Source organism: Wenjunlia tyrosinilytica (genome assembly GCF_014646055.1).
In the GTDB taxonomy this organism is placed as follows: Bacteria; Actinomycetota; Actinomycetes; order Streptomycetales; family Streptomycetaceae; genus Wenjunlia; species Wenjunlia tyrosinilytica.
Genome location: NZ_BMMS01000065.1, coordinates 1 through 15,643, shown reverse-complemented (window position 1 = coordinate 15,643; position 15,643 = coordinate 1). Strand labels below are relative to the sequence as shown.

The following is a 15,643-nucleotide window of genomic DNA, read 5'->3' as shown; positions in this document are numbered from 1 at the left end:
TACGTGCTGCTCGGTCTTCGGGCTCATCCATCGCCGCAGTTCGCGCTGGGCGTCGCGGATCTCCACCATGCGCCGGTCCAGGTGCCATTCCAGGTCGCGCATCGCGAGCAGGTCAACGGCGGAGGCTCCGGGGTCGAGAGAGAGCTCCGCGGCGGCCGCGTGGACGGCCTGCCACAGCGGGCGCAGCGTGCGCAGAGCTTGCCACTGGTTCCAGCGCACCCGCAGGACGGGCAGCCAGAATCCGATGCAGATGAACACAGAGCCGAAGAAGGCGAAGGCCGGCCCGGTGCTGTCGCTGAGGAAGTCCAGATCGTGGTTGCCTGCGGCTGCGGCGGTCAGGGCTATGGCCTTGCAGATGGCATAGCCGGAGGCGATCAGGCATCCGACGGAGACGAGGCGCAGTCCGAGCCGTGCCGCCGAGTGGGGGTCGGATATCTGCCGGGCTTGGCGGTGGCAGGCGCCGGCGATGGTCAGCAGGCCGACGAGGTATCCCGCTTGGTAGAGGGACATGAACGCGAGGATGGTGGGCTCGTCGGCGTAGGTGACGTCGAAGTGCAGCGGCGTCTCGGGTCCGTCGGTGTCCCCCAGGAAGAACAGAGTGGCCATGGCGGCCAGAAGCAGGACGTAGCCGATGACGCGGGGGCGGATGGCGTCCCAGAGGGACTGGGAGTCGGTGCGGGGCGATGCCCACAACAGCACGAGGACCTGGGCGATGCCTCCGAATGCGATCACGAAGCTGTAGACGCCGAGCGTGGCCAGGTTGTGGGCACCGGTCGCGGCCGCGACCGCTCGGTAGATGACAGGAGCACCGAGGAAGAAGGCGATCGCCCCGCACGCTGTGGCGGCGGTGATTGCGGCCAGTGTGGGCGTGGGGTCGCGTTTTAACGCGCGCAGCTTGGACAGGACGACGAGCGTGGCCAGTGCGGCGATCGCCAGGTAGCTGACGTTGTACGGCGTCTCAGACACGGTCCGCTCCGGTGCGTCGGTGCTCGAGGGCGGATGCCACTCGGGCGGAGGTGGCCTCTTCTGGGCGTTGGGGTAGCAGTTGGCGCAGGAGAGTGCCGAGCACTTCGGCCTCGTGTTCGGCCGGGTCGGCGTAGACAGTGCGGCCCACGAGCGACATGGCTCGCCCGAGCACGACACGCACCACCGATGGATCCAGGTGAGGCAGCCATGCACGGATGACGTCGTCGTCCGCTACGGGTTGATCGGGCTTGTGGTCGCACAGCAGGTGGGCGAGCTCGTGGCAGATCAGATGCCATTGATGGAACGGGCTGGTCAGGGCGTCGTAGACGATCACGTCATGGGTGGGTGTCTGCTCGCAGTACGCCGAGGCCTTGCCCGGGGGCATGGCTTGCGATCGTAGGTCGATGGGGCGGCCGCGTCGCTCGGCGACGGCGTTGACCAGGCCTTCGACACAGTCCACCGCGGGGAGCTTGAGGGTTCGCAGGTGGCGACGTGAGCGTTTGAGCGCCCGGCGCAGTGCTCGACGCGCTTGGCGGCGGCTCAGTTCCCCGGACCGATGGGGGTGTCCGTCTGCGCCCCCCATGGTCACCCTCCATTGCACGATCGCGGCCTGTGGTGCTGGACAGCTTGTACGGCACTGGTTCCCGGTCAGTCCGTGCCACCTTCGGGTTGAGCGTCGTTGTCGCTGTTGAGCTGCTCGGTCATCACATCGACAGCGGTCACTTTACGACCGGGCATTTGCAATAGCCGTCCCAGGATCCGTTGCAGCTTGGAGTCTGCGCGAAGTCGTTCCACCATCGAGTCGAGATCGCTGCCTTTGACGGCGCCGATGCTTGAGGTTCTGCCCATGACCTGGACAAGGTTGTCCGCGCGAGCGTGTTCGAGCGCTTCGAGATCCCTTCCCACGGCTTCGGCTGTGGCGTCGTCGGTGAAGTAGTCGACGGTGACCCCGAAGCGTCTGGCCAGTGCGGTCAGGGTGTCGTCGGTGAAGAAGGCAACCGATACGCCGAAGACCTGGGCGAGTGCCTCGGTCACAGCCAGGGTGGGGCCGCGCTTGCCGCTGAGGAGGTAGCCGATGTAGGCCCCAGTGATCCCTGCCGCTCTGGCCACCTCCGAGTTGGTGTAACCCCGGCCCGTGGTGGGGGAGGTACGGGTGGCGAACAGGAACGTCAGCCGAGCCACGAAGCGGGGGTGTTGATCGCCGTCGTGCTCTTCGAGGGGCAGGCCCTGCCGCAGTCGTGCGATCACCGGCTCCGGGACTCCGGTGCTGTAGGAGACGTCGGTGTTCGACCATGGTCGCTGGCCGGCCGGGAAGATGACCTCGAACAGTCGGTTGAGCCGCTGGGCAATCAACGGTGGTGGGACACCCCGGCGCGCGTTGGGATTCATGGGATGCAACGCCGCCCTTTCCGTCGAGGGGGAGTCGTCGCCAGTAGCGGGTGCTGCAGCACGGAGCGGGTTGCGGTGCCGAGGCCTTCGCAGGGTGTCAACTATTGTTGCTAGACGGGCGTGTCGAAGATAGCACTCTCGCAGTGCCGGGCCGCAAGGGCAGGTCGAGGAGCATAGGGCCATCGACATTGATTAACTATAGTTGACATCTTCGTGTCGGTGGGTCAGGATCATGCTGCGCCGACGGCGGTGGACAGAGAGGTTCGCGCCCGCAGGCGCTCAAAGTGCCGTCAGGTGAGCCGATCGCCGCTCTCAGGGCAACCCGGCTCCGAGTGGCGGGCGACCGCGGGACCAGGCGCGGGGCGATTGGCTGGGGGGCGTACGCGTGGGCGACCGGGGAGCGGCTGAAGTAGGTGCGCACCTCTGGCAGCTCTCGGCATGATCGTGCCGAATACCTCAGGCTTGGGTGTCACCCTGTGGCCCCATGCCCACCGCGGCGATGGGGTCGCTGCCAGAAGGCCTGGATGACCGGATCGGGGGCCGCGTCAGCGTGTTCAACTGGAGAACGGTCCGGAGGGCAGGTGCCGCACGAGCATTCCCCCGCAGCCGTTGCACAGGGCGATCAGCCGACCCGGGTGCCGCCAAACGGGTCAGGCCGAACGGATTGCCTGGGTGCGGGCGCAGGACAACCGGGACGGCGCCTGCCACAAGGTCGGACACAGAGCGGCAAGAGGGGAGGTTGTGACTCGTCGCACTCACCCGCATCACCGATTCGCACCAGCGTCGTGCCGCGCCGCTGCCCCGGTCCGCACAGCGGACTCCCCTCGCAGTCACCTCGCCACCAACGCCCGTGCACCGACGGCTCCTGAGAGCCACGGAACAGCCTGACACGGGACCCAGCTTCAGGAGGCGTGATGGGAGAAGGCAGGGCGTTCCTCGAGGAGATTGGCGTGGCGCAGGTTCGAATAAGAGCCGCCGACGAGGCAAGCGCACATCGCATCGCCTTGCTGATCCGAAGTCGTCACTCGGCTACCGCGCCTTCCCTTCAGCGCAGTGAAGGGTTCGTGGAGTTGGAACTTTATGCTCACACTCTCTCCTATCCCGATGGCGATTCCGACGGGGGAATGAATCCGTGACCGAGGGCTTCGATTCGCCATCTACTGCGACTGAAGGGATGGTCGGCCCGGCGGAAACAAGCACTTCTGCGCAATCCGACAATGGAGGGGGCCGAGTGTTGAGCGCACGACACCCGGGGGTGCCGACTCGTGACCACGCCCGCATACCATCATGTGGCAGCGGCAACCCCGCAGCTGGGGAGGGTCCGTCCACGGTTGGGTGCCTTCTGCATAGGGGGATGAACGGTGAGCGCCTCCATCCTTCCGAAACCTGCGGGCGGCCAGACACCCGAACCTGCCATCGTGCGAGCGGTCGAACTCAAGCGCCAAGCGATCTATCCGGCTGAAATTCTTGTCCTGCAACCCCTCGAGCAAGCGTTGCTCAAGCTCCTGTGGCTGCTGCCGACGGGCACGCCGTTCGGCATTTCCGGTGTAGTGGACATGGTGCGGCAGCTCCAATGGCGTACGGGAAACAGACGGGTGGCGGGGACCAAGGCGGTGCGGGCGGCATTGCACGCGATCGCGAGCGCCGGCTGGATCGCGGTGAGCCAGGGACGGCGACCGGACGGCACCGTCGCCGCTCAGGCATACGTGGTGTTCGAGGACCGGGGAAACAACCCGGCCTGGTCCGGCACGGTGCCGGTTCCACCGATGGAACTGATGCACGTCACGCCGCCTGCCCCATCCGGGGAGGCGGTGACCGTCCAGCCTGTGGACAAGCCGGAAACCCCTGGTGGCGCCATCTGTCCCAATGCGGCACGCCGCAATGCGGGCCCTCGCGATGAGCCAGGGGGACCAAGTGACGTCTCCGCAGGTCACCCTGCGTGCCCCGATGGGGCAGTCGGCATAACCTCCCTCCCCCCTCACCCCCCTGGGGGAGGGGGAACACCTCCCCCTCCCCCCTCGTGTGGCCAACGGTCGCGGCAACTTCGCCTGAGAAGCGGAGCCAGGCTCGGGAACTACTCGTCGGACTGGGAGACACACGGGCGGAACTGGCAATCGGCCGACGTGATCTCGATGCACTGGTCGACCTGGCCGTTGCAGCGTTCGACGAAGGCTGGTTACCAAATGCGTTGCGCGCCTACCTGCTGGAGAATCCTCCGAAGGATGGGGTCAAGCATTCCGGCCGATTCCTGAAAGGCCGCCTGTCCAACTTGCCGGTGCGGCCTCCACGGCCGGAGAAGAAGCAAACACCGAGTGCGGTCAATAGCCGTCATATCGTCTGCCAGTACTGCCGGCTGGGACGCGACGCGAACGAGGTTGTCGATGGTGCCTGCCGTACGTGCCGAGAGCCCTGCCGCGACTGTGGAGCGCTCCATTCGCCGAAATCGCTGGACCTGGACTCTCGATGTGAGCGATGCAGTTCCGGAGGCGAGCAGGCGGACCAGGCTTCTGGGAACGCGTCGCGCGCGGCATGCTCCACGCACTCGGCGATCCTTCTGAAGGACGGGGTGTGCAAGATCTGTGCCTCGCTCAGGGCGGGAAGAGGACGGCTTTGAGGGTCCCGCGCCACGCCGCATGGCTCTGCATGGTGATCAGGATGCATCGTTCTTCCTCGGGACGATCGGGCGGTTCCGCTCGCGTCGGTGTCGGGCAGCTCCTTCCGCGGTGATCCCTGCGTAACGCCGTCTGCATGAGGCATGCGCTGGGCGGCGGGCTGACTGCCGAGCGCCGGTCCTTCCGAGAACCGCCGCGGATGGAGGCGGCCGAGCGGTTCGTGCAGGAGGTGAGAACGCGGCGATCCCGCATGACCTGCGGGCAGCGAGCGTTCCGTGCAGCGGAGCGGAAAGCCTGGTCGCTGGGCGGTCCGCGGGCCCTGGCCTCAAATGGGCCGCAGTGACGACGACCGAGATCGTCGGTTGGGCGAACGGGATCCATGCTGGGTTATCCGGGAAGCGGAAAACCGCTTCCCGAAGGACCGTGCGCCCCGGAAGGGGTACTCCATTTCTGGAAAGACCAAGTACAGAGTCGGAGTGAAGGTCAAGAAGACGCACTGTACGCGCAGTGACCACCAGTTCATGGTGGTCAAGGCGGCGCTATCGCCGGCCTGTTTGCAAGCGCGACCCGTCGATGATCCGATCGCGAATCCTCATTTCCCGATCCTGCTCATCAGTCGGTCGATGGATGAGCACCGTGCGAACGATCCGTGGGTCCGCACGGCGCTCGGCGCCTCGGCGTTCACTCCCGCACGCTTGCGCGGTCTCCGGGCTGTCGGCCGTCGCGCGATCGATCGCCAACTGGCTGATGGTGATGGGAGTCGTCGGGGCTCGGGGAGCTCGACATGGCGTGCGGCTGAGGCGTCGCCGCCGGAGCCCCGGGTGTGGGTCCGCTGTCGTGAACCCACAGGAGAGCTCCAGCCAGCAACGCGGCGCCTCCCAGCAGCCAGGGCAGTGGGCCTGGTGGAAGGTCCCCAACGATCAAGCCGGTGAGAGCTGCCACCAGTTGCAGAGCAAGTGACTGGACGGACAGCGCGGTGGCCCGGCCTGAACCGGCGACACGGCGGTGCAGGAGGTCGTTCTCGCTCGGCCCTGCCGCGCCGAGCCCGAGGTAGACCAGGCCGTAGCCGGTAGCCGCGAGGACCATGGACCCACTTCCTGTGAACGCTGCGGTGGTGCCGAGCAGAAGCAGTCCGCTCGCGCTGGTGCCGAGGCTCACCATGACGGCACGCTCGCCGCTGCCCGCGAGCCGGGCGGTGAGCGGTGCGAGGTGGCTGCCGATACCGGAGCAGACGAATCCGGCGCAGACGAGTGCGGCGAAGAGCACCGCGCCTGACTCCGATGCGCCCGTGAGGGATGCGGCACGGCCGGGTGTGAGCAGTTCGATCGCGGCCAGGGCACTGCCGGCGGCCCCCGCGCTGAGGAGGACCCGGCGCACCAGCGCGTCGCTTCCGCCGAGGCGCAGTCCGCCCGAGACTGTGACTGGGACGCCCCGGACTACGTCACGCAAGGTGGCTGCCGGCCGGGGCGGCTCGGGCAGAGCGGTCAAGGCGTACAGCACGAAGGCGATCTCGACCACCGCGCCCAGCAGCAGCGGGACAGAGAGAGGCAACACCAGCTCGGACGTCGCCTCACTCAGTCGGGCTCCGAGGTCGGGACCGAGTCCGAGCAGCCAGGGCAGGGCACCGCCGAGCAGGGTGCCGGTTGCGAGCGCGGCGGATCTCGCGGAGGACCCGCGGGCCAGGCCGGTGCGCAGTTCGGCGCCGGGCCCGGAGTGTGCGTGGACGGTGTCGACGTACCAGGCTTCGGCCGGTCCGCTGGACAGGGCGCGGCCCGCGCCCATCAGGGCCATGCCGAGTCCGAGCGGCAAGGCAGTGCTGCCCAGGCCCATGAGGGTCAGGGCGGCCAGGTTCAGCAGGCCGGCGGCGGCCAGGACAGCGCGGCGTCCGAGGACGTCGGACAGTCCTCCGGTGGGCAGTTCCAGTGCGGCGGCGGTCAGGGAGTGCGCGGCGAAGAAGCCCGAGATGGCCGCCATGGCCATGCCGCGCTCGGTGAAGAGCAGGATCTGGGGAGCGATGCTCAGTCCCAGCGGCAGCCAGAACAGAACGCTGACCGTGACGTAGCGGCGCCGTGCGGTGGGTAAGTCCGGTGTCCTGGTCATGACGCGTCCTCGGGATCTGCCTGCGCAGGGGCAGATGTTTCCGGTTCGGCGCCGGGGTCGCGCGGAGCCAGGGGCAGCCCTGCTGTGAGGAGCACGACCTGTGCGGCGCGCGGATCGCCCGCGTCGCGCGTGGTCAGTTCCTCCAGCTTCCGGTCGAGCACCTCCCACAGTTCGGTGAGCGACTCGGGGGTCAGACGGGGCATCAGGTCGCTGATCCCGGACGGCTCCATCCACTCCTGGCCCAGCCGCCCGGCTGTGATGTCGGCCTCGTGCCGGACCAGGGATGCCTCCAGGTGCTCGATCTGACGCCTTCGCGACAAGCTGACGAAGGCGCGGCTTCCTGGTGAGGCTTCCATGGCCTTGTTGCTCCAGGAGGTCACAGAGTGCACCGCTTGCCAGCGGCGCTCCCGCCCGTCACGGTGCTCGGCCTCGGCGACGAACGCGTACTTCGCCAGAACCCGCAGGTGGTAACTGGTGGAGGCGGATGACTCCCCGGTCCTGACCGCGAGTTCGCTCGCGGTTGCCGGGCCGTCCTGCCGCAGCAACCCGAGCAGCCGGATACGCAGAGGGTGCGTGAGGGCCTTCAGGGCTGCCGCGTCCTGCTCTGGATCGAGTACGCGTTTGTGCTCTTGGCTGACCATGACGGGAGGGTAGAGCCACCCGGACAGTTTCCAAAAGGATTTTTGCAGAAGTTCTTTTGGAGAGCTGATAGTAGGTCCCCGTCACCGATCCTCATGCTCGTCGCTGTCACCGTGCGGGTCGCGCAATGGGCGCAGTCCCGGCGCCGGCGGCCGCACGAAGGCGCAGCGGCCGAGAAGTTGATGTGGTCGTACTGGGGCGGTGAGAGCCGGGCGAGCAGGTCGTCGGTGACGGGGAAGGCGTCGGCGGCGAGATGTTTGACGGTGCCGATGCGAGGCTGTTGAGCAGCACCACGGGGTCAGCGCCGGGCCGAACCGGCCGAGCCGGTCTTCCATGCCCTCGCGGTAGTGCTGGCGCGGTTCGCCGCGCCGGCCGAAGAAGACGCGTCGGGCGAGCGGTGGCGGGCCTCCGCGAGGTTGAGCTGGGCGCCGACCGTGCGGCGACAGCCCTCGTCGGAGCAGGTCGGAGCCGTCCTGATCTGGCCACTACCGCCTCTTCCCGCTCACCGCAGCAAGGGGGCTTCGCCGTGGTCGTGCGTGGATGTGGCCTCGCTGGGGTCCGCATGGTGCGAGGCCGCAGCCACGCACTGCTCAGGCGACCCCGTGCCGGGGGCGGCGTTCGGGCGCCAGACGTGAGGGCAGTCGTTGGAGCAGGCATTCGGCGGCCGCTGCCGCGCCGTCGACATCGGTGGTGTGACGAATGAACAGGCGTTCGCAGTCCTCGAAGGCGGTGGAGACGGAGCGGGCCCGTGCCATCACTGCCAGCGCGTGCATGAACAAGCCCGCCGCGGTGTTGAGCGGGGGTTCGTCCGCGGGGAGGGCTGCGGAGTCGGTGTCGGCCTGCGGCTGCGTCAGGGAGCGGTATCTGCGCTCGGTGCCCACCAGGGCTTCCGGCCCGTACAGCACGGTCGTGGAAGGGTTGGACATGATCAGGATGGTTGCCAGGACCCGCCCCAGGGCCGCGCCCGCTTGGGTGAAGGCGTGCCGCACAAGGTCGTTGTCGAGGTCCCTGGCGGCTTCCACGGCGTCCCCGAAGTCGCCGGAGAATCCTTGTTCACGCAGTTGTGTGATGATGGCGTGCGGGGTGGCGATCGCTTCCAGGCAGCCTGTTCGTCCGCAGCGGCACTGGGCGTTCTGTGCCGCTGCGACGGGGATGTGGCCGATTTCCCCGGCCACGCCTCGGGATCCTCGGCGGACCTGGCCTCCGTCGACGAATGCTGCACCGACCCCGCACTCCGTGATGAGGATGACCGCGGCGTGTTCGTCCTTGCCGATGTCGTGACGCTGCTGGGCGCGCGCAGCCAGGGCATTGGCGTCGTTCTCCAGGATGACCGGCACCCCGAGCAGGTCCTGGGCCCTGTCGGCGAGTGCGAAGTGGTGCCAGTCGGCGTCGGGGGTTGCCACGACGTCGTCGTCGTGGACGTGGCCGGCGATCTGCATGCCCACGCCGGCGACGTACTTGCCCTTGGGAGCCAGGGTCGAGCCCAGCTGAGTGACCACGTTGGTGACGCAGGCGAGTACCTGTTCCTCATCAAGGCTGGGGAGCGGCAGGACGACCGGGTCTGTGACGGGTCGGGCGAAGTTGTCGGTTGCCATGCCCACCACGCGCTTGCGGTCGCCCTCAGTGATGATTTTGACGCCGACGATCCGCCGCTTGAGGGGATCCTGGGGGAAGAGCAGCGGGGGTAGCACCTCGCTTGCCTCGGCGATCTGGTCCTCGGTGAGCAGGCCCTCGTGTTCGGCGCTCAATTCGCGGAGGAAGTCGTCGAGGCTAGTCAGCCCGGATCTGGTGATCTCCTGCTCGCCGCGGTCGATGCTGTTGCGGATGCGGGAGAGGTTGCGTTCGACCAGGCGCTCGGTCCACTGCAGGGTGACAGGGATCAGGAGGGCGAGTGCTTCGTTGGCGTGGGTGACGACCAGCACCTCGGAGGCTTCGGCGGCCTGCTTGAGCCGGGCTCCGGACAGTTGGCGGATCGAGACTCGGGACGGCATCCTCCTGCCGCTCTGCGATGGTCGCTCCTCGGCGAGAGCGGCGTCGAGACTGGTGAGTTCGCCCGCGGCCGTCTCTCGTTCGGATGCGCGGATGGCCTCCTCGATCCGGCCGAGATTGCGTTGCATGAGCCGCTCGGCAGTGCTGTCGCTCAGCGGAAGCAGCACACCGGCGAGGACGCGATCATTGGTGATCCCGACCATGTCGCCCAGCGTTGCGGCTCTTTTGAGTAAGTCGCCTGAAACGTCGCGGATACCGATCGTCTGCATGGGCCTGCCCACTTCCCGTGCGCGCCGCAGGGCGGTCTCCGCCGGGCGCGATGCTTGTCAGGTCTGGACCGATTATGTAGTGTCCCAAAGTATGTTGTCAACCGTTGACGACAGTGCTGACGGGGGAGTTGGCATGTTCGAAAGCCCAGATCAGGCCATGCAGGGTGCTGGATATGACGCGGCGTTGGAGACATTGCGCTCCACGGCCAAATGGCTGCTGGCGGCGTTCGCCGCCATCGCGGCAGCATTGGCCGCCGGTCTGCAGCTCACAGGCCTGGGGGAGCTGGCCGCAGGGTCCTGGCGCTTATGGGCCTCTCTCGCCTCGATACCTGTGACCCTCGGCTCGCTGGGCTACATGGCCACCAGCGCCACCGCCGTCCTGTCCCAGGACTGGGTCACCCTCGCCGCATTCACCGACGACCACCATGACGCGATCTTCAATGGCCGAAGGAGCGAGCGGGACTTCAAGCGCCTCGAACGGAAAATCGAGGCCAACCGTCACGAGCTCTACGCCCATGTGGCGCCCACAATCAGCGAGCTGCACACCGGGCTGCAGGATGCCGTGCGTCTCGCTCACGATTCCGCGGCGCCCGAGGCGCAACGCCGGAAAGCCCAAGCCCAGGCGTCGGAACTGAGAGCGGCGGCGCGGGACGTCGTGCAATGCGCGAACTACTTCTGGACGCGCGAACTCTTCCTGCGAATGCGCAAGCACCTCGCGTGGGCGTCGGTTGCGGCGATCCTCGGCCTCACGGTGTTCGCTTACGCCGCCAACCCTCCCAAACCGGATAAGCCCTTGGATGTCCGAGTCTGCCTGGCGTCGGACTCCGCCGCGTCGGCTGGGCGCGCGTGTTCCCCCGCCTCGGACTACTGGAAGTCCTCGAAGTCGCCGAGCTCCACGACCACGAAACCGGGGCCCATGCGGTACTCGTCGACCTCATCGGGTGCCATTTCCCGGTAGAGCATCGTGAACCCGCACGGGAGCACGGTGTAGCGGTGTCCCTTGGGTGCCTCCGCCCCTTCTAATCGGCTGACTGCGTGCCTCATGTCCGTGGCCAGAGCTTTCACTGTTTCCGTCTCGAGTCGACGGATGAACTCCCTCACAGAGTTCGAGATGGCTATGTCCTGCGCCATGTACCTCCCCCTCGGTGCCGCAACCAGCGTAGACCGACCACCACCGACTGAAGCAGCATATGAACAGACGGTATGAGGTGCTGCGTCCGGAGTAGGGGTGGTGACTCGACATCGACACCGCAGATGATCTGCCGATCGCGCCGTCGACCGCGCCGTGGCGTCGCAAATCCCCGGGACCGGGGCGGCCTTCGCTCCATGCCGTCCCCCTGGTCAGCGAAATGTCGCATTAATTCTCCGCCGGATAACCAACCGGCACCAGGGCGCCTCCGGGCCGACTCCTTCACCACCTTGGCCTCGGTCCCCGCAGATCCGTGACAGATACTGCCGTCCCCGCTGCCGACTGCCCCCGGAGCAGTGCGCACGAAGCCAAGCCCGGCCCGCAGCGATCCCATCCACCGCCACACGAAACGAGGACGCATGACCGAACAGGAGCTCATGACCGATGTGCCGTTCAACCGGCCCGGTCGCTTCTGGCGGGGCAATCTGCACACCCACTCCAACCGGTCCGACGGGGCGCTGTCACCCGAGGAGGTCGCGCGCCTGTACCGGGAGGCCGGCTACGACTTCCTGGCCGTCACCGATCACTTCCGGACCGAGTACGGATTCCCTCTGACGGACACCCGGCTGCTGCGCACCCAGGAATTCACGACACTGCTGGGCGCCGAGCTGCATGCCCCGCGCACCGAATTCTCTTCGGAGTGGCACATCGTCGCTGTCGGACTGCCACTTGGCTTCCCACCCCCGGAGCCCGGCGAGAGCGGACCGCAACTGGCTCGCCGGGCACGAGCCGCGGGCGCGTTCATCGGCATGGCCCACCCCGCGGCCTCGCTGCTCACTGTCGCCGATGCCCAGAGCCTGGACGCTGCCCACGCGGTCGAGGTCTACAATGCGCTGTCGGCTCGCGAGGACCGGGGCGACAGCTGGCACCTGACTGACATCCTGCTCAACCGAGGCCACAGGGTGAGCGCCTACGCCGCCGACGACGCGCACTTCCAGCCCCAGGACCCGCCCGGCTGCGCAGCCTGGGTCCAGGTACGCGCTGCATCACTCGACCCGGAGGCGCTCCTTGCCGCCCTCAAAGCCGGCCACTACTACGCGAGCACCGGACCCGAGCTGCACGACATCCGGCTCCATGACGGCTCGCTGACGGTGCACTGTTCGCCGGTGCGCAAAGTGCTGGTCACTGGAGGTGCCCCGGGTGCGCAGGTGATCGAGGGCGAGGCACTGACGCAGTGTTCCCTGCCTGTTGCGATGTTCGGGCGGGGATACTGCCGAGTCACCGTCGAGGACATGGCCGGAGGACGTGCCTGGAGCAACCCGATCCATCTGGGACCAGGTTCCACACCCTCCGCCACAAGGAGCCCCTCAGTGCCAGTCCTTGAACGAGCGACGGCTCAGCGCGCCTGAACACCCAAAGGGCGGCCGCAGGCGCCAAGTGCACTGCCCGTGCATCGGTGTCCCAGACGGCGCACCGGCCGCCCTGCGCGGCACGTTTGCGCGTCGGGAAACGACCGACCGCTCAGCTGACGAAAATTTCTTGCAGTGGGATGACTGCGCGTCGTATCAAGCCCGGACAGCGGTTTCGTTCGACCGTCACCTTCAGGCGCCGGCGAAGAATGTGCCGGGGCCGGTGACATCGGCGCAGCCGTCCGATCCGGCGAGCCCGGCCCGGGCAGGAGAGACGGCCAGTGGGGGAGCGGCCGATGACTACCCTGGAAGGAGCTGGCCAGCGGAGCCCTGCTGGTACACGTTCGGGACCCGCCGGCACCTTATGAGCGGCGGTGGACGCGGGGTGGCCCGGGCGGGGGGGCACGGCCCATACCCGCCCATCCGGGGATGGATCCGGTCCCGGGCCGCGGGAGTCCACCCGGGCGCCCAGGGCGCGCTGTGGCCTCCTGGGCGGGCTGATCGCTGTCCATCGGGCGGCCCGGACCCACCGCCCAGACGAGATCCCGCGTGCATGCCGTGCATGCGGGGCCGAGCGCGCCGCATAGGAAGGCAGCTGGTGAGCAGGTAGCCCCGGCCCCGGGTACGGGGGGTGCCGGTGCCGGGGCACCAGCGCAGCCTAGTTGTACCGCCCAGGCAGCTTGGTTGAGTTCCTACGACGACACGGTCTAAATCTGGCCAAAAGCTGAGGTCTCCGATTGTGGAGTGGAGCTGTCCGGGAACCGCTCCGCCTAGGAGACCTTCGTGCCACACGCTAACGCCGCGCTCTGACTCCTCGCGCACGTCTGTGCCTGGCGCGCGTGTGCTTGTCGATGACGGATGAGCGGTCGCTGGTGTGGCCGAGCGTCATGATCGCGACACACAAACTCGTGCAGCGTCTTCATCGGCCCCAAACGGCACCCAGGCGAGGGTGGTCTCGCGGTCGCCCAGCTCGTTCGGCAGGTAGGCCGAATGGTGGTTGTGGCTCACGGCCCCCACAGCTACCAGCACGCCGGTCTGCCGGAGGGGGTGCCGCCAGGGCGGCGAAGCAGCACAGGGAACAGCGGTTGATGGAGTTGGACCCGCCGTTTCACGGCAGTCCTCCGGACGAGGGGTACCGGAGCTGGTTGATCTCCGCCGGTTCAGTCACCTGGTCCGGCAGGCGCAGAGCGCGGACGACGGCGTCCCGCCGCGCACCTCTACCAGTACGCGGTGCAGTTGTTCTGCGGCCCACCGCTGGCGGATGTAGCGTCCGCCTGGGCGGACAGGGTGCGCGAGGCGCTGAGCCGGGAGTGGCCTGCTGCACGCACGGCCGCCGCTGCGGCGTGGCTGCGTGCGGGACAGCACGTGGCACTGGTGCCTGATCTCATGGACCTGGCCGAGGAACGTTCTCTGGACGAGACGATCACAGGCCCGCTCATGGTCGCACTGCACCGGGGCGGGCAGCACGCAGAGGCCCTGGAACGCTGTGCCGCCCTCCGCAACCAGCTGATCGAGCAGGTCGGTGACGAGCCGGGCCCGCCGCTGCGGGATCTGCACGCGTGTCTGCTGCGTCGGGACACAGCAGACACATAGGACCTCGCCTTGGTCGCGTCGGGCCGGTGCCCCCGGCGCGCCGCGAGGCAGCCACGAAATCGGCGCGGGCGGCCCGAGGCGACCGAGGATCCGGGGCGCTGGGAACCATAGGGCACGCGAAACATTTCCAAACCCGAGCCGGGCTGTCGGTCGCCGATCCGTCTCCAGATGACCGATCAGCGACCGATGCCCGTGACATGTTTATGGAAGTTCGCGGCGGATCGAAGCCTCCGCTGCGAGCCCCTGTCGATCGTGCTTGTCGGTAAGTGCCGGAATGCCGGTACGCCGGGGGAGCCCCGGCCAGACGGCCCTGTGGCACAACACAGCTGACAACGCGCACCAGGCAGATCTGAGCATGCAACTATGCATCCGTGCACTGCCTGTGACGTTCCGGCAGATATCAGGCTGCATCGGTTGTCCCTGCTGCCCCAACTCCCTGAAGCCGTGAGCATCGCTGCCGAAAGAGCGAGTAAAGAGCCACCTCAATTAACGTCTAGTAGCTCACCGCTGCAATGGGTTGGTTGGCTTCACTTGACCCGCTCAAGAGCAGTCCACACCTTTTGCGCCCCACTACTCAGGGAGAACGGATGAAGACAATCACAGGATGTACCGCCGCAGCCGCCGTCGCGACGGCGGCCCTCGCGAGCGTGCTGATGGGAGCACACCCGGCCGGCGCCGCGCAGCAGACATGCTCTCCGGCCCCCAATACGCGATCCATCGACCTTCCGGGACGTAAACCGACCACCCTGGTGGGTGCGGATGTGTGCGCTCGCCTGGACGGCGATGAGCTTCGGTCCGACATCACTCTTCACTGGCAGATAGAGGAAGACCAGGTCGAGGACAACAGCACCAGGTTCGACTCGTTCAAGATCATCAGCCGCTTGGAACGGCGGTCTGCTCCTTCAGGCTCGGACTCGGTGGTGACTGTCACGCCGTGTGATTTCACGACGGACCTCAACAAGGAGTACGCCAACTCCGTCGGCGTGACCTGCTCAACCTCGGAGGAGAAATTCAATCCGGCCTATTGGTGGTCGTCGGACGCCACTGTCGTCTACGACATCAAGGGTGACGGCAAGGGGCCGATCACGTGGGAGCTCACCGGCTCCGGCCTGGTGCACTGAGAGTAAACTGCCGCGATGGCAAATCCGGGACACTGGACGCACATGGACTCGGAATAGCGGTCGCCGACGGGGCGGGGAGGCCCAACGAGGCCCAACGCCGGGGGCTGATTGCCGTTGTCACGCTACGCCACTCGCCCCGCAGCGGCGGCCGGTGGCGGGTCCTGGACCTCCGGGTCCCAGCAGCGGCATCCCCGTGGCCGGTCAATCGGCGATCGACTGTGTGTACGAGCGATCCCGCCCGGTGGCGCGCGCTCCCCACGCACTGCTGGGGGAGCCCCGCCGTCGGCCTGCGCCGGACGAAAGGAGTTGGCCCGGCGGTGAGGGAGCTTTTTCAGCGCGGTCACTGAGCTTTTTCAGCGCGGTCACTGATCGGGTGACGGAATCGGCGCCCGCAACGCACGCGGCTCCCGTGCCGTTGGGGGAGGTG

General features: G+C 67.5%; 10 protein-coding genes and 1 pseudogene. 5 read left to right on the top strand and 6 right to left on the bottom strand.

Going from position 1 to position 15,643, the window contains the following annotated elements:
* The 3 genes from IEY86_RS34575 to IEY86_RS34565 all read right to left on the bottom strand — a co-directional run.
* Positions 1-966, bottom strand: a 966-nt coding sequence (locus IEY86_RS34575) for an MAB_1171c family putative transporter (RefSeq protein ID WP_189135864.1), incomplete at its 3' end; no start/stop codon positions are given.
* The gene (locus tag IEY86_RS34570; protein ID WP_189135863.1) at positions 959-1,426 is read right to left on the bottom strand and encodes an ImmA/IrrE family metallo-endopeptidase; all 468 of its coding nucleotides are present in this window, start codon (positions 1,424-1,426) and stop codon (positions 959-961) included. The genes IEY86_RS34575 and IEY86_RS34570, both read right to left, overlap by 8 nt.
* A 188-nt stretch (positions 1,427-1,614) precedes the next feature.
* Positions 1,615-2,355: a helix-turn-helix domain-containing protein gene (locus IEY86_RS34565; RefSeq protein ID WP_189135862.1), complete on the bottom strand. Its 741-nt coding sequence runs from the start codon at positions 2,353-2,355 to the stop codon at positions 1,615-1,617.
* 914 nt (positions 2,356-3,269) lie between these two features.
* Here IEY86_RS34565 and IEY86_RS34560 point away from each other — a divergent pair.
* A complete protein-coding gene (locus tag IEY86_RS34560) occupies positions 3,270-3,491 on the top strand; it encodes a hypothetical protein (RefSeq protein ID WP_189135861.1) in 222 nt (73 codons plus the stop codon).
* 2,157 nt (positions 3,492-5,648) lie between these two features.
* Here IEY86_RS34560 and IEY86_RS34555 read toward each other — a convergent pair.
* From IEY86_RS34555 to IEY86_RS34545, 3 genes are all read right to left on the bottom strand, one after another.
* Positions 5,649-7,067 carry an MFS transporter gene (locus tag IEY86_RS34555; protein ID WP_229699031.1) on the bottom strand — a complete coding sequence of 473 codons (1,419 nt, stop codon included), beginning with the start codon at positions 7,065-7,067 and terminating at the stop codon, positions 5,649-5,651.
* On the bottom strand, positions 7,064-7,708 hold the full coding sequence (locus IEY86_RS34550) for a winged helix-turn-helix domain-containing protein (protein WP_189135860.1): 645 nt from the start codon (positions 7,706-7,708) through the stop codon (positions 7,064-7,066). The genes IEY86_RS34555 and IEY86_RS34550 overlap by 4 nt, the downstream gene beginning before the upstream one ends.
* A 588-nt stretch (positions 7,709-8,296) precedes the next feature.
* Entirely contained in the window at positions 8,297-9,898 is a 1,602-nt protein-coding gene (locus IEY86_RS34545; RefSeq protein WP_189135859.1) for an ROK family protein, read from the bottom strand.
* Positions 9,899-10,097: 199 nt separating this feature from the next.
* On the opposite strand from IEY86_RS34545, the gene IEY86_RS34540 reads away from it, so the two are divergent.
* From IEY86_RS34540 to IEY86_RS34525, 4 genes and pseudogenes are all read left to right on the top strand, one after another.
* Complete coding sequence (locus IEY86_RS34540) at positions 10,098-10,922, top strand: hypothetical protein (RefSeq protein WP_189135858.1); 825 nt, start codon at positions 10,098-10,100, stop codon at positions 10,920-10,922.
* A 590-nt stretch (positions 10,923-11,512) separates the two neighbouring features.
* Positions 11,513-12,502, top strand: coding sequence for a CehA/McbA family metallohydrolase (locus IEY86_RS34535; RefSeq protein ID WP_229699030.1), 990 nt, complete (start codon positions 11,513-11,515; stop codon positions 12,500-12,502).
* Positions 12,503-13,693: 1,191 nt separating this feature from the next.
* Positions 13,694-14,095 (top strand): annotated as a pseudogene (locus tag IEY86_RS34530) (AfsR/SARP family transcriptional regulator); the annotation flags it as partial.
* Between the two features lie 587 nt (positions 14,096-14,682).
* Positions 14,683-15,216 carry a hypothetical protein gene (locus tag IEY86_RS34525; RefSeq protein WP_189135857.1) on the top strand — a complete coding sequence of 178 codons (534 nt, stop codon included), beginning with the start codon at positions 14,683-14,685 and terminating at the stop codon, positions 15,214-15,216.
* Positions 15,217-15,643: the final 427 nt, after the last annotated feature.

Excerpts from the sequence above, each read along its gene's own strand:
- IEY86_RS34560 (WP_189135861.1), top strand. The coding sequence starts at position 3,270 with ATGGGAGAAGGCAGGGCGTTCCTCGAGGAGATTGGCGTGGCGCAGGTT.
- IEY86_RS34535 (WP_229699030.1), top strand. The coding sequence starts at position 11,513 with ATGACCGAACAGGAGCTCATGACCGATGTGCCGTTCAACCGGCCCGGT.
- IEY86_RS34525 (WP_189135857.1), top strand. The coding sequence starts at position 14,683 with ATGAAGACAATCACAGGATGTACCGCCGCAGCCGCCGTCGCGACGGCG.
- IEY86_RS34550 (WP_189135860.1), bottom strand. The coding sequence starts at position 7,708 with ATGGTCAGCCAAGAGCACAAACGCGTACTCGATCCAGAGCAGGACGCG.
- IEY86_RS34565 (WP_189135862.1), bottom strand. The coding sequence starts at position 2,355 with ATGAATCCCAACGCGCGCCGGGGTGTCCCACCACCGTTGATTGCCCAG.
- IEY86_RS34545 (WP_189135859.1), bottom strand. The coding sequence starts at position 9,898 with ATGGTCGGGATCACCAATGATCGCGTCCTCGCCGGTGTGCTGCTTCCG.
- IEY86_RS34540 (WP_189135858.1), top strand. The coding sequence starts at position 10,098 with ATGTTCGAAAGCCCAGATCAGGCCATGCAGGGTGCTGGATATGACGCG.
- IEY86_RS34555 (WP_229699031.1), bottom strand. The coding sequence starts at position 7,067 with ATGACCAGGACACCGGACTTACCCACCGCACGGCGCCGCTACGTCACG.